The following is a 20291-nucleotide window of genomic DNA, read 5'->3' on the forward strand; positions in this document are numbered from 1 at the left end:
TTTCGCAAGTCATTCAACATTACAACTCAATGTCACCGAAAAGGTCAGCCATTGAGAATCCAGTTTGAGTTTCTGGAAGTTCAAAATCACGTTTTTCTTGACGTTTTGGACGACGTGGACGTGATTCACGTTTTTCAGCTTTTTCTTCGCCTTCAGCTGCAGCTGGACGCTCTTCTAAAGCTTTGATAGAAAGTGATACACGCTCATCAGCAGCATTTACTTCAAGCACTTTAACAGTTACATCTTGACCAACTGTAAGGGCATCTTTTGGATTTTCAACACGTTTGTGTGAAATTTGTGAGATGTGTACAAGTCCGTCAATTCCTGGCAATACTTCTACGAAAGCACCGAAGTCAGTCAAACGTTTTACTTTACCTTCAATAACGTCACCAGCAGCTAATTTTTGTTCAACACCATCCCATGGTCCAGGTGTTGTAGCTTTCAATGAAAGTGATACACGACCTTCTTCTTCGTCAATCGCAAGAACCTTCACTTCAACTTCTTCACCAACAGTTACAACTGATTTAGGTGATACGTTGCGCTCATGTGACAATTCAGTCAAGTGAACAAGTCCGTCTACACCACCAAGGTCGATGAAAGCACCGAAGCTTGTGATACGAGCAACTTTACCTGTTACATTTTCACCAACAGTCAATTTGCTAAATACTTCTTGACGAGCTGCAGCAGCTACTTCTTCTACTACGTCACGACGTGACAAGATGAAGCGGTTTTCTGCTGGATCAACTTCTTTGATTTTCGCATCAAATTCTTGACCTACAAAACGTTCAGTGTTACGAGTGAAACGAGTATCAATCATTGAAGCTGGAATGAATCCACGTAAACCTTCAAATTCAACTGAAAGTCCACCTTTTACTGCGCGAGTTGCTTTAACAGTAACGACTTCACCTTCACGTCCAACAAGTTTGTCCCATGCTTTGCGTGCTTCTAAACGTTTTTTAGATACAAGATAGGTAACAGTGTCTGTATCTTTACCAACTACTTGGCGAAGTACAAGCAATTCAAGTGTTTCACCAACTTTAACAAGTTCGTTGATGTCAGCTTCACGGTCGTTTGTCAACTCACGAAGAGTTAGGACACCTTCAACACCAGTTCCAGAAATAGCTACATTCGCTTGACCAGCATCAACTGTCAATACTTCTGCAGTTACCACATCACCAGGTGCAACTTCACTTACACTGTTCAACAAATCTTCAAATTCGTTCATTATAAAAAAACCTCCGACAATCAAGTCTCTCGACTCAACATAAAATATATTTTATTAAGGCACACGCAAGGACTAACAAAAGAGCATCTTTGACGAATTAGGAAAATTCCTAATACCTTGACTGGGGTAGCTGGATTCGAACCAACGCATGAGGGAGTCAAAGTCCCTTGCCTTACCGCTTGGCTATACCCCAAAATTGATACTAACTATCCAGTTCATTTAGAACTGAACTCGTGCTAAATCCCTAGTAAAAAAGAGACGCAACTATTCCGGTTTTAACCGGATTACAGATGTGGCTACCTTTAGGTACAGACTTCCTTGTGTCTAAAGACTCAGCGTCACTCTTCTATTTTCATACGGGATTTTTAACGCACTCGTATCCTATCTAATTGAACACGACCTGAAATTTCGGAAAAAAAGATAAATTGTCTCTTGAACAATGTTCAATTCGCCAATTTCCTATTTTTTCTGTCAATTTCCGCGGTCTTTGTATCTTAGATATGGAGAGAGAGGGATTCGAACCCCCGAACCCGAAGGAGCGGATTTACAGTCCGCCGCGTTTAGCCTCTTCGCTATCTCTCCTTTAGCACTAACAGTCACTATTCTATCATAAAATAGTGACTATTACAAGAGGTTAATGGTGCAAATTGTAATTTTCAATGACATTTCCGACAGCTTTTTCGAGCTTTTTATAAAAACTCTCTGTATTTCCATTTTTTACGACCGCAAAATGATGTTCTGCCAGTTCTGCAATCTCACCAATGACCTTTTTCCCAATGGTTAGAGTGTAGCCTGAAAATGTTTCTCCATTGACTTGTACACTGCTTTCTTCTAGTTGGATTTCAATTTTTTTATCTTTTTTACTCATATCAAACCTCACTTTCTCCATTGTACACAAAAAGAATAGAGCTTGCAAGTGCAAGCCCTAGTTTTCATCCACTTTTACAATCCAGCCTTCTGGCGCTTCAATATCGCCGAATTGGATCCCTGTCAATTCTTCATAGAGTTTGCGTGTAACAGGTCCCACTTCTGTTTCACTGTAGAATACATGGAAATCATCTCCGTGTTGGACACCGCCGATTGGAGAGATCACAGCAGCTGTTCCGCACGCTCCTGCTTCAACAAATTGGCTCAACTCTTCTACAGAGACCTCTCGCTCTACCGCCTTCATTCCCAAGCGATGTTCCGCTAAGTACAATAAGGAATATTTAGTGATAGACGGTAAGATAGACGGACTGATTGGCGTAACAAATTCGTTGTCTTTGGTAATCCCAAAGAAATTGGCAGATCCAACCTCTTCAATCTTAGTATGTGTTGCTGGATCCAGATAAATCACGTCTGAAAAGCCTTTTTTCTTAGCATATTGACCAGGCAAGAGAGAGGCGGCATAGTTTCCGCCAACCTTAGCTGCTCCTGTTCCGTGAGGCGCCGCACGGTCATACTGATCTTGGATGAGGAAATTGGTCGGCGCCAATCCACCTTTGAAATAATTGCCAACTGGCATGGCAAATACTGTAAAGATATACTCCTCTGCGGGCTTGACTCCAATAATATCACCAACTCCAATCAAAAGTGGACGCAGATAGAGCGTTCCTCCTGTTCCATAAGGTGGTACGTAATCGCTATTAGCACGCGCTACCGCTTTACAAGCCTCCACAAACAACTCTGTCGGCACCTGTGGCATCAAGAGACGGTCAGCAGTCCGCTTTAAGCGCTCTGCATTTTGGTCTGGGCGGAACAGTTGGATAGAACCGTCCTTGGTTCGATAAGCCTTTAAGCCTTCAAAAGCTTGCTGTCCGTAGTGGAGGGCTGGAGAGGATTCGGACAGGTGAAGAGTCGCATCTTCTGTTAGACCACCTTCATTCCACTTTCCGTCTGTATAAGTTGCTAAGTAACGATAGGGTAATTTCATATAGGAAAATCCGAGGTTTTCCCAGTCAAGTGATACGTTCATAGACTTCTCCTTTTTAAGAACCTGTATTCATAGCGAAGTCATTCTAATCGGGAGCTTATTTTACGATCATCAAGGCGTTTTTTTGAAGGAATACTGACTGTATTTCGAAAAAAAGCAACGATGAGTAGCGAAAAATAAGCCCTGAATAGAGTTGCTGAGTTGTGAATACAGGTTCTAACTCTGTGCTTCCTATTGTACACCTTTTTTTAAAATTTTCAAGCATTATTTTCAATTTTCAGATAATTTAATTTAAAGAAAAATCAGCACGAGGCTGATTTTTACTTCATATAAGCTTCGCTGACTTCTTCATCTGAAATCGTATCAGAGATAAAGCTGCCATTGCTGGTGCGTTCTGAGAAAGAAAGGTCTGAAAGGTTGATCTCGTATACTTGAGCTGTGGTCGAAATCACTTTCAACATTTGACTTTCTTCTGAGGTTTCACCTTGGTGAAACAAGTCAAAATCAATTGCCTCTCCCTGCACCATTCCTGCGGCAAAGACGCGGTGCGGTTTGGCTTTTAATTCCCGTAAGACTTGCAAGCCTCGGTTGGCACGGCTGGTTGCTGGAATCTCCTCAACCGCTACTTTCTTCAATGCCCCTCGATGGGTCAAAAGATAGAAGGCCTTGCTGGATACAAGGAAGGCTGCTGCCACGGTATCATCTCCTTTTAGGTTAATCGCTTTGACACCAGCTGCCTTAGCTCCTACAACGGGCACTTCTTCGCTATTAAAGCGCAACGCATAGCCATTTTTCGTGATGATCATAACATCTTCTAGCTGGGCTGGTGCGACCAAGACCACTTGGTCATCATCGTTTTTCAATTTGGCAAATTTGAGCGATTTGGACTTATAGGTCCGCCAAGGGCTAAATTCGCTACGTTCAACCCGCTTGATTTGTCCCATTTTGGTTGCAACAACATAGACACCTGCATCAAAATTGTCTACTAATTCCGCATAGATGATTTCTTCACGAACCTCAAAATTGGAAACAGTCTGGCTGAGGTGTTCGCCAATCTCCTTCCACTTGATGTCTGATAATTCATGAACAGGTCGGTAGATAACATTTCCTAGACTCGTGAACAACAAAAGCTGCTGGGTAGTTTTTGCTGGGCTCATGAAGATTACTCGATCATCATCACGCTTGCCGATTTCCTCAATCGTTGAAGCCGCAAAGGAACGAGGGCTAGTGCGTTTGATGTAGCCTGCCTTGGTGATGCTGACATAGGTTTCTTCTTCGACCACAAGACTCGCTGTATCGATTTCAATGGTCTTAGCCGTATCTTGCAATTCACTTAGACGTGGATTGCCAAATTTCTTTTTAACCTCACGGAGTTCTTTTTTCATGAGGTTGTACATGGTACGCTCATCGCCAATAATCGCTGCCAAGTAGGCAATTTGCTCGCGGAGCTCTGCTTCTTCTTCCTCAAGAACCACAACGTCGGTATTGGTCAAGCGGTAGAGTTGCAAGGTCACGATTGCTTCTGCCTGCTCCTCAGTAAACTCATAGCTAACCTTAAGATTTTCCTTAGCATCGGCCTTGTTTTCGCTGGCACGAATCAGGGCAATGACCTCATCCAAGATTGAAATCACCCGAATCAATCCCTCAACAATGTGGAGGCGCTTTTCAGCTTTGGCTTTATCAAATCGGCTACGGGCTAAGATGACATCTTTACGATGGGCGATGTAACTCGTCAAAATCGGAACAATCCCAACCTGACGGGGAGTGAAATTGTCAATGGCCACCATGTTGAAATTATAATTGACTTGTAAATCCGTATATTTGAAGAGATAATTCAAAATCAATTCACGATTGGCCTCTTTTTTGAGTTCAATGGCAATCCGCAAGCCCGTCCGGTCTGACTCATCACGGACTTCGGCAATCCCTGCCACCTTGTTATTGACCCGTACATCGTCAATCTTTTTGACTAGAACAGACTTGTTAATTTCATAAGGAATCTCAGTGACGACAATCTGCTCTTTGCCCCCTTTTAACTGCTCAATTTCGGTCTTAGACCGCACAACGACACGCCCTTTTCCAGTCTCATAGGCTTTCTTGATTTCATCGCGCCCTTGGATAATCGCTCCTGTCGGGAAATCTGGTCCCGGCAAGAATTCCATGAGCTTGTCCACCTTGGCTGATGGGTGATCAATCATGTAAACGACCGCATCGATGACCTCTGAGAGATTGTGGGGCGGAATGTCCGTTGCATATCCAGCAGAAATCCCTGTCGCCCCATTGACCAAGAGATTTGGAAAGGCAGCAGGCAGAACGGTCGGCTCTTTTTCTGTATCGTCAAAGTTCCAAGCAAAGGGAACGGTCTTCTTTTCGATATCCTCTAGCAGGAAGCCTGCCATTTCAGACAAGCGTGCCTCGGTATACCGCATGGCAGCAGGAGGATCCCCGTCCATAGAACCATTATTTCCGTGCATTTCGACCAAAATCTCGCGGTTTTTCCAGTCCTGACTCATGCGGACCATAGCATCGTAAATCGATGAATCCCCATGCGGATGGAAATTCCCCATGATATTTCCGACAGACTTAGCTGATTTTCGATAGGATTTATCAAAGGTATTGCCATCCTTATTCATCGAATAAAGAATCCGCCGCTGAACAGGCTTCAAGCCATCACGAATGTCTGGCAAAGCCCGCTCCTGAATGATGTATTTGGAATAGCGCCCAAAACGCTCTCCCATAATGTCCTCAAGGGACATGTTTTGAATTGTACTCATAAGATACTACGGGCCTCAAGCAAGCAGTTTTGACGAAGAACCTCACATTCTTATCTTTTTTTGCACAGCTCCTAGCCCAAGTTCAGTTATTAAAAAATAACTAAACCGCTCCTTTCTCTGTTTCTTAGCACTAACAGGATTGAATCCTTTTTTGGTGTTATATAATGAACTGAATAAAGGTGAGAACATTGTTAAGTCGCTTTGATGAACGCCAGTTCTATCTGCAGCTCCTTGTCTTGTCCTATTCCTTTCTCAGTCCACTATAGTTTGTCAGTCTGATAGAGGGTGTAGCCTTCGTAGTAATAACTATAGTCAATCCCCTTCATATACAGCTCGCGACTAGTAATCTTATCTGTTAACGCTTGCTGTAAAACATACTTAATTTCTGTATCTCGAATGGGACTTCTTTCCATAGCAAGTAGGTAGTCTTCTTTGTCGACTTTTGACCAATCAATCATTTTTTTCAACTGATGTTTCAGAATATGGTCCAGCCAGATACGCATGCTTCTACCATTCCCCTCTCGAAAAGGGTGTGCAATATTCATCTCCACATACTTCTCTACAATCTCTTCAAACGTCGTTTGGGGCATTGATTGAATATGAGCCAGTGATGTCTCTAAATACATAACTGGAGCAAATCGAAAACTTCCTTTCGCCATATTGACAGTACGAACCTTGCCCGCAAAATCGTAGATTTCATCAAACAGAAATCGGTGGATAAAGGCAAGTGTATCAAAAGTCCCCACTGTTTGATTCGCTAAAAGATTGTCGTCAAATAAGCGTTTCGCACGACTTTTACTGATTTTTTCTTCTTGTTTGGCTAGCTCGAGAGAATCTGTTAACCCCAGTCTATTTTCTAAAACCATAATAGCTCACTTTCTGACATGACTTTACAAGCTCACATTTCAAATGGAAGACGACACTCTGACACGTAAAACGATATTTTTTACGGGTCAGAGTTAGTAAGGGAGTTAGCTTGACCGCCTGATAGCGGCAAGCGTCGTTTCATTAGGAGCCTTCGCTCCAATGAAGCGTACTTCATTAAAACACTCCACTCTCCTCCAAGGTAAACTTGACATTATCTTCAATCCACTTGCGGCGAGGTTCGACCTTGTCTCCCATGAGGACAGATACACGGCGCTCGGCGCGCGCTAGATCTTCAATGGTCACACGAATCAAAGTGCGGGTGTCAGGATTCATGGTCGTTTCCCAGAGCTGGTCTGCGTTCATCTCTCCAAGTCCCTTGTAGCGCTGCAACATAGCTCCCTTGCCGAAGTCCTTACGGAGTTGCTCGAGTTCGTTGTCTGACCAAGCGTAGGCAATCTTTTCCTGCTTGCCTTTTCCCTTACTCATCTTATAAAGTGGCGGTAGCGCAATATAGACTTTTCCTGCCTCAACCAAGGGCCGCATATAGCGGTAGAAAAAGGTTAAGAGGAGAGTCTGAATGTGGGCTCCATCCGTATCCGCATCGGTCATAATGATAATTTTGTCATAATTGGCATCTTCTAAATTAAAGTCAGAACCAACACCAGCTCCAATGGTATAAATCATGGTATTGATTTCTTCGTTTTTGAGAATGTCTGCCATCTTAGCCTTGGCGGTATTGATAACCTTTCCTCTAAGGGGCAAAATAGCCTGAAATTTACGATCTCGTCCTTGCTTGGCCGATCCTCCAGCTGAATCTCCCTCAACCAGATAGAGTTCGTTTTTAGCTGCATTCTTCGACTGGGCTGGGGTTAATTTCCCTGATAAGAGCCCCTTGTCTTTCTTGTTTTTCTTGCCGTTTCGGCTTTCATCTCGGGCTTTGCGTGCAGCTTCTCTGGCATCTCTTGCCCGAATCGCCTTGCGAATGAGATTAGAAGCTAATTCGCCATTTTCCAAAAGAAAGAAGGTCAATTTTTCGGATACAATACTATCAACCGCTGGACGAGCAAGGGGACTGCCTAACTTGTCCTTAGTCTGTCCTTCAAACTGCAAATGCTCCTCGGGTACCAAGATAGACAGGACAGCTGCTAGACCTTCTCGGTAATCGGATCCTTCCAAGTTCTTGTCCTTTTCCTTGAGAAGGCCTGTCTTTCTGGCATAGTCATTCATAGCCTTGGTAATGGCGGTCTTGAGCCCTGTCTCGTGCGTTCCACCGTCCTTGGTGCGGACATTATTGACAAAAGAAAGGATATTGTCTGAATAACCATCATTGTACTGAAGCGCAACTTCAACTTGAAATCCACTTTCTTCCCCATCGAAATATAGAACAGGTGTCAAGGTTTCCTTATCTTCATTTAGATAGCTGACGAAATCCTGTACGCCATTTTCATAGTGGAATTGGCTTTCTTCTCCTGTACGCTCATCTACTAACGTAAGAGTGACTTGTTTCAAGAGAAAGGCGGATTCGTTCAAGCGCTCGGCAATCGTGTTGTATTTGAAGTCCGTCGTTGAAAAAATACTGCTGTCTGGCATGAAGCGAACCTTGGTCCCTGATTTAGACTTGGGCGCTACTCCAACCTTATCAAGACTTGTTACGGGCTTGCCACCATTTTCAAAACGCTGACGGTAGACAGCACCATCACGGGTAATTTCGACTTCAAGCCAGCTAGATAGGGCATTCACGACAGAAGAACCTACCCCGTGCAGACCACCTGAAGTCTTGTAACCACCTTGACCAAATTTTCCTCCAGCATGGAGCACTGTAAAAATGACTTCTACTGTCGGAATCCCCATGGCGTGCATACCGACTGGCATTCCCCGACCGTGGTCAGATACGCTCAGACTTCCGTCTTTGTGGATGGTGACATCAATCTTGTCACCGAATCCAGATAAGGCTTCATCGACTGCATTGTCCACGATTTCCCAAACCAAGTGATGGAGTCCAGCCCCGTCGGTTGACCCAATATACATACCAGGGCGTTTGCGGACTGCATCCAACCCTTCTAAGACTTGGATCGCGTCATCATTGTAATTGTTAATATTGATTTCCTTTTTTGCCACAAGGAACCTCCTGTGTTGTTCATCCTCACTATATTACAAGTTTTTTACTATTTTTGCAAATGGTGATTGTTTTCCGCTGTCACATTTTCCTCAAGATATTTTGGTTTATAGAATAGGTCTCCTAGTGATTTCATGGTATAATGGGAATATGATGAAAACGATATTACTTTTATTGATTGCTTATGTACTAGGTTCTATCCCGTCTGGCTTGTGGATTGGGCAGATTTTTTTCCATAAAAACATCCGTGAATACGGCTCAGGAAATATTGGAACGACCAATACCTTCCGTGTTCTGGGCAAACAAGCTGGCATTGCGGTCTTTATTGTAGACTTTTTAAAAGGGACCTTGGCTGTGCTTCTGCCCATCTTCTTTCCTGCTGAAGGAGTGTCTCCTGTTATATTTGGCTTGGTGGCTGTGCTAGGACATACCTTTCCACTCTTTGCCCAGTTTAAGGGAGGCAAGGCTGTTGCAACATCCGCAGGCATGCTCATGGGATTTGCGCCACTCTTTTGCTGCTATTTAATTATCGTGTTTGCGGTAACCCTCTACTTGACCTCCATGGTATCCCTGTCAAGCGTCATCGGAGCAATCCTCGGTATGCTAGGCGCTCTGATTTTTCCAAGCATGGGCTTTCTCATTGGTGGCTACGATCTCATCTTTACTCTAGTCATCCTCTTTTTAGGAAGCTTTGTCATTGTTCGACACAAAGAAAATATCGAGCGCATTCTCAAGAAAGAAGAAAACCTCGTCCCATGGGGCTTAAATCTGACCAAACAAAACCAAAAAATCTAAGGACATTTTCCTTAGATTTTTCTTTTCTAGTCTACCTCATAGACAATCTCACCATCGCAAATCGTGTAGCAGACCTGACCTACCAACTCTTCACCGACAAACGGCGAATTGCTAGCCTTAGATCGAAAATCAGGCGCAACGGTTCGTTCCGCATCTGGTGCGAAAATCGTAATGTCTGCTGGACCATTTTCTGCCAAGTAACCCGCATCAAACTGATAGAGCTTAGCAGGATTCACTGTCATTTTTTCCAATAACTCCATTAAGGTCAAGTGACCTGCCTGAACCAAATAGGTCAAGCCGAGCGAGAGCGATGTTTCAAGACCTGTCATACCAGACGGAGCCTGGGTAATATCAGCTACATTTTTCTCATCCCGATGATGAGGAGCATGGTCTGTTGCAATAATGGAGATAACTCCTGATTTCAAGCCCTCAATAACAGCCAAGCGGTCAGATTCCAAGCGCAAAGGCGGATTCATCTTGGCATTGCTGCCTTGAGTCAAGAGTAGATTTTCTGTCTTTGAAAAATGCTGCGGTGCTACTTCTGCCGTGACCTGAGCCCCCAATTGCTGGGCAAATTCGACTACCTTGACACTTTCTTCCTTAGACAAATGCTGAATATGGACAGGTGCCTTAGTCGCATAGGCAATCATGACATCACGCGCCACCATGCTATATTCTGCCACACCTGTCGCCCCGCAGACGTGAAAATGCTTGCGGGCAATTTCTTCATTAAGCCCTAAAATACCATTTAGTTCGGGGTCTTCTTCGTGGAGACTGATAAAGGTTCCTAATTTTTTCGCCTTTTCCAGAGCCTCACGGACCACGCGACTACTGGTCAAGGGAATGCCATCATCTGAGAATCCTGCTGCCCCTGCTTTCAATAAGCCCTCAAAATCCGTCAAGTGTTGCCCATCAAAATTCTCCGTAATGGTCGCCACCGAATGAATATGAATATCTTCACGCTCGGCAGAAGCTAGTACCTCTTTCAAGGTTTCAATCGTAGAAATGGTTGGATTAGTATTGGCCATCATGACCACCCGTGTAAAGCCACCAGCAGCTGCTGAAAGCGCTCCTGTGTGAATATCCTCCTTGTGAGTCTGACCAGGTTCTCTAAAATGCACATGAATATCAATCAAACCAGGAGCCACAACCATACCTGTCGCATCCACAACACGAGTTGCTTCTGCCTCAATATCCTTTGCAATTTGCACGATGTTTTTGTCTTTAACCAAGACATCACAGACCTGATCAAATCCTGTTTTAGGGTCCATCACTCGACCATTTTTGATAAGTAACATGTCTACTCCTTTATTCATAAAAATCTACCTGACTATCTACCAGTTCATCACCCTTGTAACTAAATTTAGCAGAAAAGAATGGTTTATCATCTAGTAACCAAGAAACAAAGGTGTGATCACCCTCCCAAGTCGGTTTATCTAACACTTCCCCGTAAGGGACCCATTCAAGCGTTCCTTCGTCACAATCCCTCAACTCACCCTCAAACTCTGTTGCCTTAAACACATAAGTATACCAGTCATGACCTGGGGTAAAATCTGGAAAGGTGATAATGCCTTTTAAGACGGGCTTTGCTCGTAATCCTGTTTCTTCAAATATTTCTCTCACAGCGCATTCCTGCGGTGTTTCACCTGCTTCTAGCTTGCCACCAACGCCAATCCATTTGCCTGCATGAACATCGTTTTTCTTTTTATTACGGTGTAGCATGAGCACTTCTTTTCCGTTGTCAAGATAACAAATCGTTGCTAACTTTACCATTTTTCCTCCTACAAGAGCCAGTTGATTGGTCTTAAGCCCTTACTTTCTAAAAAGTGATTAGTCTGTGAAAAAGGTTTACTCCCCAAAAATCCACGATAGGCCGACAAGGGACTTGGGTGAGCTGACTCAATCACCAAGTGCTGAGGATTGGTCACCAAAACTTTTTTCTTACGGGCATAAGAACCCCAAAGAATAAAGACAACAGGCGTTTCCTTTTGATTGACTACCTTGATAATGGCATCCGTAAACGGCTCCCAGATTTGGCCGGCATGGCCATTGGCTTGACCAGCTGGAACGGTCAAACTAGCATTGAGCAGTAAGACTCCTTGCTCCGCCCAAGGTGTTAAATCGTGCTGGGCTTTTTCACCCACATCATCTGCCAGTTCTTTTAAGATATTTTGCAAAGATGGAGGTGCAGGTAAATCATTGGGTACGGAGAAACTCAAGCCCTGTGCCTGCTTGGGCCCATGATAGGGATCTTGTCCTAAGATGACCACTTTTACATCTTCTAAGGCCGTGGTCTGAATGGCATTGAAAACTTTTTCCCTCGGCGGATACACCACTCCTTGTCCATAGGCGGAATCTAAAAATTGATTGATTTTCCCAAAATACCCTTTAGGGAGTTGCTGTTTGATTAAATCATGCCAGGCCGAATGTTCCATTAACTGCCTCTTTCTTCCTCTTCTTCTGGATAAGTTAAGCCCCAGTTACTACGTAACTTTGTCATCATCTCCATAACATCACAACTATAAGCCAGATACATCTGATTATCATCACCTGCTACCGCTCGCTCCATATCAAGAACTTCATAACGAAGGGCATCTTTTGTATTCCCTGTTTCAATCACTTCCTGATGACCATCTTCTGTGTAGGTGATGACTGCTTTTTGACCTCTTGGGTATTCATAGAGTTCGATATAGCCCTTGTCATAAGCTAGCATTCCCCTTTTTGGTTGTTTAGCATGAAGACTCAAGCTAATGGTTGCCATTTCCTTTTCTTGATTGGTCAACAAGATTCCCACCTGTTCATCAACACCTGTCGGAGCAAATTGTACTTGAGAAAGGATATTCTGAGGACAAGAAGACATAAACCACCTCACAAATGATAGGGCATAGACACCGATGTCTAGTAAGGCCCCGCCTGCTAGTTCTCGATTGAAAAACCGATTGGTCATGTCATAATCTTTGTAGCTACCAAAATTCATCTGAATCATTTTGAGCGGTCCAAGTTTCCCTGAATCTACCACATCTTTCAACTGGCGATAAATAGGCATGTGGTAAATGGTCATTGCTTCGGCTAATACAAGCCCCTTTTCTTCTGCAAGTTGAATCGCTTCTTCCAATTCAGCACTATTTAGGGTTATCGATTTTTCACATAAAACGTGCTTCCCTGCTGCTAAGGCCTTGCGCAGAAAGTTGATATGCGTATTATGGGGTGTTGAAATATAAATAATATCTACTTCGTCATCTGCAAATACTTCATCAATCTCACGGTAGACTTTTTGTATGCCATATTGTTCTGCAAAAGCTAATCCTTTTTCATAGGTACGATTGGCGACAGAATAAAGATTTCCACCCAATCCTTGCAACGCTTGAGCAAGTTCATGCGCAATCACACCTGTTCCCAGCGTTGCCCACTTTAATGATTTTTCACTCATCATCTCTCCTTTCTCACACTTCCTTTTTCTTACTTCTTTCTTTGACTAAATAAATCGGACGTTTCTTGGTTTCGAGGAAGACTTTTGAAATATATTTCCCTAAAATTCCAATGGTCATCAGCTGCAAGCCGCCTAAGAATAAAATGATGCAAATTGTTGACGGCCAGCCGATAGTCGGATCGCCAAACACCAAGGTTTTAACGACAATCACTACCATCATCAAAATAGAAAAGAGGAAGGTCAAAAATCCCAAATAAGAGGCGATATTAAGTGGAACTTCTGAGAAATTGATAATCCCCTCAATTGAATAGGACAAGAGTTTCCAGAAAGACCAGCTGGTCTCACCAGCCACCCGCTCGACATTTTCATAGGGCAGATATTCCGTCTCAAAACCAACCCAGGCAAAAATCCCTTTTGAAAAGCGATTGTACTCGGATACTTCTAAGATTCCATCTACCATGTGGCGACGCATCAAACGAAAATCACGGGCTCCGTCCACCACCTCAACCTGGCTGATTTTATTCATTATTTTGTAGAATAGAGTCGCAAAAGCACTGCGAATCGGAGGCTCACCAGCACGGGTCACACGGCGTGTTCCGACACAGTCCAAATCAGGATTGACATCGAGCATGGCCTTCATTTCAATTAGCATCTCAGGTGGGTCTTGCAGGTCCACATCCATGACCGTCACCAAATCACCCTTTGCTTCCTTGAGACCTGCATAGAGCGCTGCTTCTTTTCCGAAATTCCGAGAAAAAGACAGATACTGAACCGCCTCATCGTGACTGGCCAACTCTCGTAAAACCTCTAAGGTTCGGTCTTTTGAGCCATCATTGATAAAGAGGTATTCAAAACGTTCCTCCATTTGCGCGCGGATATTCTCCATTTCCTGATAAAAGAGGGGAATTGCTTCTTCTTCATTGAAGCAGGGTACAATGACTGAAATCATAGTTTCCTTTCCTTGTTACATAATCTTGTTAATCCAAGACTGGATAGCAATAAAATCTGTGGAAAAAATTGCAAGAGATAACGGGTCTTTCCTCCTTCAAAAATCATGAGAAACAAAAGACCACCAAAAATGGCTAGACTTAAAAAGTTGATTGTGTCATCGGCACGATAGCGCCACACAGCTCCAACTAGACCAAGCACCGCCATAAGCCAAACAACTTGTTTTATCGCTTTGTAAGTAGCATAATACTTCCCGTCATACTCAATGACTGACTGACGAATAACTTCTGCAACTGCATGATCTTTTGTAGAGACATAAAGTGGTGAAACCAAGGGTGTTTTCTCATCTTCAGGCTTGGTATACAACCAATTCAAGGCACCGTCATACAGGGTGTTTTCAAACTTGTAGCCTAAATGGCCCATGAATGAAACAGGGGTATAAGCATGAAGACGACGTTTGATTTCTTTGAGTTCATTTGCTTGGGCAAACATTCCGTTATTGTAGTCGCTTCTGCGTTCTGGAGCAATATACTGCAACAACCCCTTTTTCATATCTTCTTGGTCCGTCCCAGAGTAAGTTAAACCTAAATTGATAAAGGTTGTCAGTCCCTTTGCCAAGGCTTCATCATGGACAATCTTTACTTCTTTCTGCTGATTCATTCCATAGCTCAGGCTGCCAAAGACTAGCCCAAAACCACAAACCAAGATAGCCATAGCATGGGCAAACCGTTTCCAGTTTCCCTTAAAAAACAAGACCATACTAAAGGCAATCACACTAATCAAGGCAGTTGGTCGAAGAAGACTAGCAACTGCTGTGACCACTCCTACCCCTATTAAACGTTGATGAATAGGCCTGTTTTCTTGCAACAAGGCGACCATTACATAAAGCTGGCCCGCCAAAAATGGAAGGGAGGTAATATCTGTATAGGTCTGAATGACATAAGGCGAAAATCCAAGCAAAACGAGATACAGGCTAAAGAGGCAATCTGCCACCTCTTGGCTAAAGAAATCACGACCAACTCGGTACAGAATATAAGCCGTCCCATTCATATAAAGGATTCCTAAAACTTGGAGTACCCAAATAGTAGCTTGTCCAAACAGATGATAAAGTCCTCTGGCATATAAAAACAAGGCAAGATTATTGGGATTGCGTGTCAGATAGTTGGAAATCGACTGCCCATCCAACATCTCTAACGCGCCCATTATCACTACCGCTGCATCTCGCCTGACCAGCAGATTAGCAGAGAGAACTACTGCAATTTGAAACAAGAAAGCAAGGGTCAACAAGACTTTTTTATGACACATGGCATAGGCATAAATCCTACCTAGCAGCTCTTTTTTGACAAGGTAGAGAAGGACAATAACAACAGTAAGACCTATCCCAATCCAAGGCAGAATCAATAAATGCTTTACCACAACCGCTAGCCAAAACAGAAGTAAGAGCCACATTATTTTTTGCAGACACTTAAAAAATAACTGATACATACTGCTCATTATAGCATTTTCGATAAAAGATTTCTATTCTTACAAAAAAAGAGGGGAAATACTGGCAAGCCGCCATTTCCGCACTCTTTCCTTCAAGACTAGCTTAGAATACAGGTTCTTAATCCTGCCAAGTTTCTTGATTTTCTTTAAATTTCTTCAACAAGGTCAAGCCGTCCGCATTGATGTAGCCTTGGACCTTGGCAACTTTGATGAGTTCGCTATAGTTTGATAGGGTCACCAGTTTGACACCAGCCTCTTCAAAGTTGGCATCTGCCTTTGGCAATTCATAGGTGAAAATGGCCACCACACCTAGCACATCTGCCCCTTCACGTTCTGCAGCTGCTACAGCATCTAGCACTGAACCACCCGTCGAAATCAAGTCCTCAATCACGACCATTTTTTGCCCCTTGACAATACGACCTTCTACCTGATTCCCCGCTCCATGGTCTTTTGGTTTGCTACGAATATAAGCAAATGGCAAGTTCATTCTGTCTGCAATAATCGCTCCGTGAGGAATTCCTGCAGTTGCCGTTCCTGCAATCACTTCTACTTCAGGAAATTCTTCTTTGATTTTTTCAACAAAACCATTTTCAATCAAGGTACGTGTGTCTGGATAAGAAAGCGTAATCCGATTATCTGTGTAAATTGGTGATTTAATACCAGATGCCCAAGTAAATGGCTCTTCTGGTTGCAAATATACTGCCTTAATATCGAGCAAGTGTGCTGCAATTTCTCTTGATAATGTCATCGTATACTCCTTTTTGATTCCTTTATTCTATAGTTGGTTCCATTCTTTATAAATAGCGCGGTAGGCTTGAACAGGGTCTTCTGCCTGAGTAATGGGACGTCCGACCACAATGTAGTCACTTCCAATTCGGTAGGCATCTGCGGGGCTGACCATCCTCTTTTGATCACCTGCTGTAGCACCTTGCGGACGAATGCCAGGTGTCAAGCAGATAAAGTCATCAGAAGTCACTTGTTTGATGGCTTCTGCTTCTTGGGCAGAGCAGACAACACCATCCAGACCCGCTTCATAGGTTTTTTGCGCGTAGTGTAACACCGACTCTTTCAGACTAGTTTGAATGTTTTGGTAGTCTCGCATCTGCTCTTCTGACGTTGACGTCAGCTGAGTCACTGCGATGAGTCTTGCACCGTCGCCTAAGCCACGTTTTGCAGCCTTCATCATCTCCACACCACCTGCTGCGTGGACGTTGGTCATATCTACTCCAAAACCTGCCAAGACACGCATGGCGGACTCCACAGTATTTGGAATATCATGCAATTTCAAATCAAGAAAAATGCTATGCCCTAATCCCTTGATATAGGTCAGCATCTCAGGGCCTACTGCGTAGTATAACTCCATCCCCACCTTGACGTACAAGCTCTCATCGCTTGGAAACAACCCTAAAAAGGCTTTCACCTGCTCAAAACTTGGAAAATCAAGGGCGATAACTGGTCGTTCTTCTCTCATTCATTCTTCCTTTCTACAAAAATAACCTTGTCCACAACTAGACAAGGTTACACGAAAAGAAGGGCAAGCCCCCGCTTTTACCATGAACACCTTTCTAGCCTCTCTGGACTGAGTTAAAGGTTTTATCGGATGTTTACTGTTTGCATTCTACTACACACATTATACTAATGTATTTGGCGATTGTCAACCGCTATCCTAACGAGGAACACAAGTCTTGACGAATATCACGGCGCAAGTCTTCCAAGCTTGTAATACCATATTTGTCCATCTCCCTTGGCAAATCCTCGATAATGCTTGGACAAGCAAATGGGTCGGTAAAATTCGCTGTCCCAACACCAATAGCTGAAGCACCTGCAATCATCATCTCAATCGCTTTTTCAGCAGAATCAATCCCGCCCATGCCAATAATAGGAAGGTCCGTTGCCTGTGCTACCTGTCGAATCAATTTGAGCGCAACTGGAAAGACCGCAGGACCCGACATGCCACCCGTTCCATTTGCGATAATCGGTTGGCGATTTTTCAGGTTGAAGCGCATGCCAACCAAGGTATTAATCATGGTCAATCCACTTGCTCCCGCATCTTCTGCCGCCTTAGCGAGTAAGGTAATATCTGCCACACTAGGGGTCAATTTGACATAGACTGGAACACTTGATGTCTCAACTGCTGCTCGGACTGCTTCATAAGCCAATTCTGGTACTTGACCGATCAAGAGTCCGTGATTTCCGTGATCCACATTGGGACAGGAAATATTTAGTTCGATTGCTTTTACATTCTTAGCTTGGGAAATTTTTCCAGCCACATAGCCATATTCTTCATTGGAGAAGCCGGCGACATTCGCAATAATAGGAAGATCTGGAAAATGCTGTTCCAACCACGGTAATTTCTCAGTCAAGACCGCTTCCACACCGGGATTTTGCAGGCCAATGGCATTGAGCATACCAGAAGGAGTCTCAGCGACCCGAGGCGTCGGATTACCAAAGCGTGGATACTGGGTTGTCGCCTTGATCATAATCGACCCCAGACGATTCAAATCAAAATAATCGGCGTACTCCTGACCAAAGCCAAAGCAACCCGAGGCTGGAATAATCGGATTTTTCAACTCAAGACCCGGTAAGGAAATGCGTAAACAATTTTCTGTCATCTCATGCTCCTTTCTCACAAGACGAGACTACCTGTCGTAAAGACGGGTCCTTCCTTGCAAACACGTTTGTTTTCATATTCCTGCCCTCCCTTAGGACGAACCACACAGGCATAGCAAGCCCCCATTGCGCAGGCCATACGAGCTTCAAGCGACAGATAGGCATGCGGGTGATGTTCAAACCGCTCATCCACATAGGTCATCATGGCAGGCGCCCCGCAAGCATAAACGGCATCAAAAGACTGAGATAAGTCATCCACTACCGTAGAAACATAGCCTTTTTGACCATAGCTACCATTATCCGTCGTGACAAATACTTGACCGTAGCGTTGTAACTCCTCTTCTAAAATAACCGCCTGACGATCGGCAAACCCAATCACAGAAACCACCTTAACTCCCCTTTGATAAGCCTGTTTAGCCAGTTCCACCAAGGGAGGAACACCGATTCCACCACCGATGATAAGAATGGTCTGACTTGCCTCTAAATGCTCAAGCGGAAAACCGTTACCGAGCGGTCCCATCACATCGATTTCGTCTCCTGTTTGCATCCGAGAAAAAACGTCCGTCCCCTTCCCTTCTACCCGATAAATCAAGCGGGCCTCTCGCTTATTGGAATCAATCTCAGAAATAGAAATCGGTCTGCGCAAGACCATGGACTGGTCTGGCACTTTTAAATGAACAAATTGTCCCGGCTTCATCTCCAAAACCATGTCTCCTTTTAGAACCATAGAAAAGATGTTGGGTGCCAAGCAATCTTGACGGACAATGGTCATCATTTCTTTTAAAATCATGTTTCCTCCTACAAAAAATAACCCTGCCAAGGGGCAAGGTTACACGAAAAGAATGAGAACATGGACCTTCCAAACCGACAGACCTGCTTTGGTCTAACAAACAGCTTGGTACGGAAATCGCTCGTCTCTTAGAACCTGTATTCATAAGCGAAGTAATTCTAATCGGGAGCTTATTTTACGATAATCAAGGCGCTTTTTTGAAGGAATACTGACTGTATTTCGAAAAAAAGCAACGATGAGTAGCGCAACATAAGCCCTGAATAGAGTTGCTGAGCTGTGAATGCAGGTTCTTTATATCTGTATTCGCCTTTTTTGCCTCTCTGGACTCAATTAAAGGTTTTGTTATTGTGCATTATACATTTTTCGCCTTTTTTTGTCAAATCATGATACAATAGAGCTATGAGAATCCAACAATTACACTACATCATTAAAATTGCTGAGACAGGTAGCATGAACGAAGCTGCCAAACAACTCTTCATCACCCAGCCGAGCTTATCAAACGCCGTCCGTGATTTGGAACGAGAAATGGGAATCGAGATTTTCTATCGCAATCCCAAGGGTATTACCCTGACACGAGACGGTATGGAGTTTCTCTCCTATGCTCGTCAGGTGGTCGAACAGACCGAACTCTTAGAAGAACGCTATAAAAATCCCGGTGCCAAGCGCCAGCTTTTTAGTGTGTCTTCTCAGCACTACGCCTTTGTCGTCAACGCCTTTGTTTCCCTCCTCAAAGAGACTGACATGGAAGATTACGAGCTTTTCTTGCGGGAAACACGGACCTGGGAAATTATCGACGACGTCAAAAATTTCCGCTCTGAAATCGGCGTCCTCTTTCTCAACAGCTTTAACCGAGATGTCCTGCTTAAGATGCTCGATGACCATCGTTTGAGTCACACCCATCTCTTTACTGCACGCCCCCATGTCTTTGTCAGCAAGACCAATCCTCTAGCCAAAAAGTCGCTGATTACCCTAGAAGACTTGACAGATTTTCCATATCTAAGCTATGAGCAAGGGATTCACAATTCCTTCTACTTCTCAGAAGAAATTCTTTCACAAGAGCACCACAAAAAATCCATTGTCGTGTCTGACCGTGCCACCCTCTTTAATCTCCTAATCGGTCTCAACGGCTACACGATTGCAACAGGGATTTTAAATTCCAATCTAAACGGTGATAACATCGTCTCCATTCCGCTTGATTACGACGACGAGATTGAATTGGTCTATATTCAGCACGAAAAAACCATTCTCTCTGAAATGGGAGAAAAATTCATCAACTACCTCCTTGATGAGGTCAAATTCGATACACACTGACGATTTTTTAACATAATGAAAGCGTACCGCA

Annotated in this window: 18 protein-coding genes and 2 tRNA genes; 2 read left to right on the forward strand and 18 right to left on the reverse strand. The window is 43.8% G+C overall.

What is annotated here, in order from left to right; all coding sequences use genetic code 11:
* Nucleotides 1-19: 19 nt before the first annotated feature.
* The 8 genes from rpsA to parE form a co-directional block, all read right to left on the reverse strand.
* Entirely contained in the window at nt 20-1225 is a 1206-nt protein-coding gene (gene rpsA, locus CHF41_RS07750; protein WP_119876733.1) for a 30S ribosomal protein S1, read from the reverse strand.
* A 121-nt stretch (nt 1226-1346) separates the two neighbouring features.
* Nucleotides 1347-1418 (reverse strand) — tRNA-Gln (locus tag CHF41_RS07755).
* Nucleotides 1419-1726: 308 nt separating this feature from the next.
* A tRNA-Tyr gene (locus CHF41_RS07760) sits at nt 1727-1807 on the reverse strand.
* A 52-nt stretch (nt 1808-1859) separates the two neighbouring features.
* Complete coding sequence (locus CHF41_RS07765) at nt 1860-2093, reverse strand: DUF2969 domain-containing protein (protein WP_119876734.1); 234 nt, start codon at nt 2091-2093, stop codon at nt 1860-1862.
* 57 nt (nt 2094-2150) lie between these two features.
* A complete protein-coding gene (locus CHF41_RS07770) occupies nt 2151-3179 on the reverse strand; it encodes a branched-chain amino acid aminotransferase (protein ID WP_119876735.1) in 1029 nt (342 codons plus the stop codon).
* Between the two features lie 278 nt (nt 3180-3457).
* A complete protein-coding gene (parC, locus tag CHF41_RS07775; RefSeq protein WP_119876736.1) occupies nt 3458-5908 on the reverse strand; it encodes a DNA topoisomerase IV subunit A in 2451 nt (816 codons plus the stop codon).
* Nucleotides 5909-6168: 260 nt separating this feature from the next.
* Nucleotides 6169-6774 carry a protein adenylyltransferase Fic gene (fic, locus tag CHF41_RS07780; RefSeq protein WP_119876737.1) on the reverse strand — a complete coding sequence of 202 codons (606 nt, stop codon included), beginning with the start codon at nt 6772-6774 and terminating at the stop codon, nt 6169-6171.
* A gap of 175 nt (nt 6775-6949) precedes the next feature.
* A complete protein-coding gene (parE, locus tag CHF41_RS07785) occupies nt 6950-8893 on the reverse strand; it encodes a DNA topoisomerase IV subunit B (protein ID WP_119876738.1) in 1944 nt (647 codons plus the stop codon).
* A gap of 151 nt (nt 8894-9044) precedes the next feature.
* On the opposite strand from parE, the gene plsY reads away from it, so the two are divergent.
* Entirely contained in the window at nt 9045-9686 is a 642-nt protein-coding gene (gene plsY, locus CHF41_RS07790; RefSeq protein ID WP_420852861.1) for a glycerol-3-phosphate 1-O-acyltransferase PlsY, read from the forward strand.
* A gap of 26 nt (nt 9687-9712) precedes the next feature.
* On the opposite strand, the gene CHF41_RS07795 is transcribed toward plsY, so the two are convergent.
* The 10 genes from CHF41_RS07795 to CHF41_RS07840 form a co-directional block, all read right to left on the reverse strand.
* Nucleotides 9713-10984, reverse strand: a complete 1272-nt coding sequence (locus CHF41_RS07795) for a dihydroorotase (protein ID WP_119876740.1) — start codon at nt 10982-10984, stop codon at nt 9713-9715.
* Nucleotides 10985-10994: 10 nt separating this feature from the next.
* Nucleotides 10995-11459 (reverse strand): NUDIX hydrolase, encoded by a 465-nt coding sequence (locus tag CHF41_RS07800; RefSeq protein ID WP_119876741.1) that lies wholly within the window; start codon nt 11457-11459, stop codon nt 10995-10997.
* An 8-nt stretch (nt 11460-11467) separates the two neighbouring features.
* The gene (locus CHF41_RS07805; RefSeq protein ID WP_119876742.1) at nt 11468-12121 is read right to left on the reverse strand and encodes a uracil-DNA glycosylase; all 654 of its coding nucleotides are present in this window, start codon (nt 12119-12121) and stop codon (nt 11468-11470) included.
* Nucleotides 12121-13119 carry a Gfo/Idh/MocA family protein gene (locus CHF41_RS07810; protein WP_420852849.1) on the reverse strand — a complete coding sequence of 333 codons (999 nt, stop codon included), beginning with the start codon at nt 13117-13119 and terminating at the stop codon, nt 12121-12123. Before CHF41_RS07810 ends, CHF41_RS07805 begins: the two co-directional genes overlap by 1 nt.
* A 10-nt stretch (nt 13120-13129) precedes the next feature.
* Nucleotides 13130-14065: a glycosyltransferase family 2 protein gene (locus CHF41_RS07815; RefSeq protein WP_119876744.1), complete on the reverse strand. Its 936-nt coding sequence runs from the start codon at nt 14063-14065 to the stop codon at nt 13130-13132.
* A complete protein-coding gene (locus CHF41_RS07820) occupies nt 14062-15549 on the reverse strand; it encodes a glycosyltransferase family 39 protein (protein WP_162911930.1) in 1488 nt (495 codons plus the stop codon). The genes CHF41_RS07815 and CHF41_RS07820 overlap by 4 nt, the downstream gene beginning before the upstream one ends.
* 118 nt (nt 15550-15667) lie before the next feature.
* Nucleotides 15668-16297, reverse strand: coding sequence for an orotate phosphoribosyltransferase (gene pyrE, locus CHF41_RS07825; protein WP_119876746.1), 630 nt, complete (start codon nt 16295-16297; stop codon nt 15668-15670).
* Nucleotides 16298-16324: 27 nt separating this feature from the next.
* Nucleotides 16325-17020 carry an orotidine-5'-phosphate decarboxylase gene (gene pyrF / locus CHF41_RS07830; protein WP_119876747.1) on the reverse strand — a complete coding sequence of 232 codons (696 nt, stop codon included), beginning with the start codon at nt 17018-17020 and terminating at the stop codon, nt 16325-16327.
* A 190-nt stretch (nt 17021-17210) separates the two neighbouring features.
* On the reverse strand, nt 17211-18161 hold the full coding sequence (locus CHF41_RS07835; RefSeq protein WP_119876748.1) for a dihydroorotate dehydrogenase: 951 nt from the start codon (nt 18159-18161) through the stop codon (nt 17211-17213).
* A gap of 14 nt (nt 18162-18175) precedes the next feature.
* Complete coding sequence (locus CHF41_RS07840; RefSeq protein ID WP_119876749.1) at nt 18176-18949, reverse strand: dihydroorotate dehydrogenase electron transfer subunit; 774 nt, start codon at nt 18947-18949, stop codon at nt 18176-18178.
* A 399-nt stretch (nt 18950-19348) separates the two neighbouring features.
* On the opposite strand from CHF41_RS07840, the gene CHF41_RS07845 reads away from it, so the two are divergent.
* The gene (locus CHF41_RS07845) at nt 19349-20260 is read left to right on the forward strand and encodes a LysR family transcriptional regulator (protein ID WP_119876750.1); all 912 of its coding nucleotides are present in this window, start codon (nt 19349-19351) and stop codon (nt 20258-20260) included.
* Nucleotides 20261-20291: the final 31 nt, after the last annotated feature.

This window comes from Streptococcus respiraculi, assembly GCF_003595525.1.
Taxonomy (GTDB): Bacteria; Bacillota; Bacilli; order Lactobacillales; family Streptococcaceae; genus Streptococcus; species Streptococcus respiraculi.

Coding starts and splice junctions, on each gene's coding strand:
- CHF41_RS07810 (WP_420852849.1), bottom strand. CDS start 13,119: ATGATGAGTGAAAAATCATTAAAGTGGGCAACGCTGGGAACAGGTGTG.
- CHF41_RS07800 (WP_119876741.1), bottom strand. CDS start 11,459: ATGGTAAAGTTAGCAACGATTTGTTATCTTGACAACGGAAAAGAAGTG.
- CHF41_RS07805 (WP_119876742.1), bottom strand. CDS start 12,121: ATGGAACATTCGGCCTGGCATGATTTAATCAAACAGCAACTCCCTAAA.
- plsY (WP_420852861.1), top strand. CDS start 9,045: ATGAAAACGATATTACTTTTATTGATTGCTTATGTACTAGGTTCTATC.
- CHF41_RS07815 (WP_119876744.1), bottom strand. CDS start 14,065: ATGATTTCAGTCATTGTACCCTGCTTCAATGAAGAAGAAGCAATTCCC.
- CHF41_RS07795 (WP_119876740.1), bottom strand. CDS start 10,984: ATGTTACTTATCAAAAATGGTCGAGTGATGGACCCTAAAACAGGATTT.
- fic (WP_119876737.1), bottom strand. CDS start 6,774: ATGGTTTTAGAAAATAGACTGGGGTTAACAGATTCTCTCGAGCTAGCC.
- pyrE (WP_119876746.1), bottom strand. CDS start 16,297: ATGACATTATCAAGAGAAATTGCAGCACACTTGCTCGATATTAAGGCA.
- CHF41_RS07845 (WP_119876750.1), top strand. CDS start 19,349: ATGAGAATCCAACAATTACACTACATCATTAAAATTGCTGAGACAGGT.
- CHF41_RS07770 (WP_119876735.1), bottom strand. CDS start 3,179: ATGAACGTATCACTTGACTGGGAAAACCTCGGATTTTCCTATATGAAA.
- CHF41_RS07820 (WP_162911930.1), bottom strand. CDS start 15,549: ATGTATCAGTTATTTTTTAAGTGTCTGCAAAAAATAATGTGGCTCTTA.
- CHF41_RS07765 (WP_119876734.1), bottom strand. CDS start 2,093: ATGAGTAAAAAAGATAAAAAAATTGAAATCCAACTAGAAGAAAGCAGT.
- rpsA (WP_119876733.1), bottom strand. CDS start 1,225: ATGAACGAATTTGAAGATTTGTTGAACAGTGTAAGTGAAGTTGCACCT.
- CHF41_RS07840 (WP_119876749.1), bottom strand. CDS start 18,949: ATGATTTTAAAAGAAATGATGACCATTGTCCGTCAAGATTGCTTGGCA.
- CHF41_RS07835 (WP_119876748.1), bottom strand. CDS start 18,161: ATGACAGAAAATTGTTTACGCATTTCCTTACCGGGTCTTGAGTTGAAA.
- pyrF (WP_119876747.1), bottom strand. CDS start 17,020: ATGAGAGAAGAACGACCAGTTATCGCCCTTGATTTTCCAAGTTTTGAG.
- parC (WP_119876736.1), bottom strand. CDS start 5,908: ATGAGTACAATTCAAAACATGTCCCTTGAGGACATTATGGGAGAGCGT.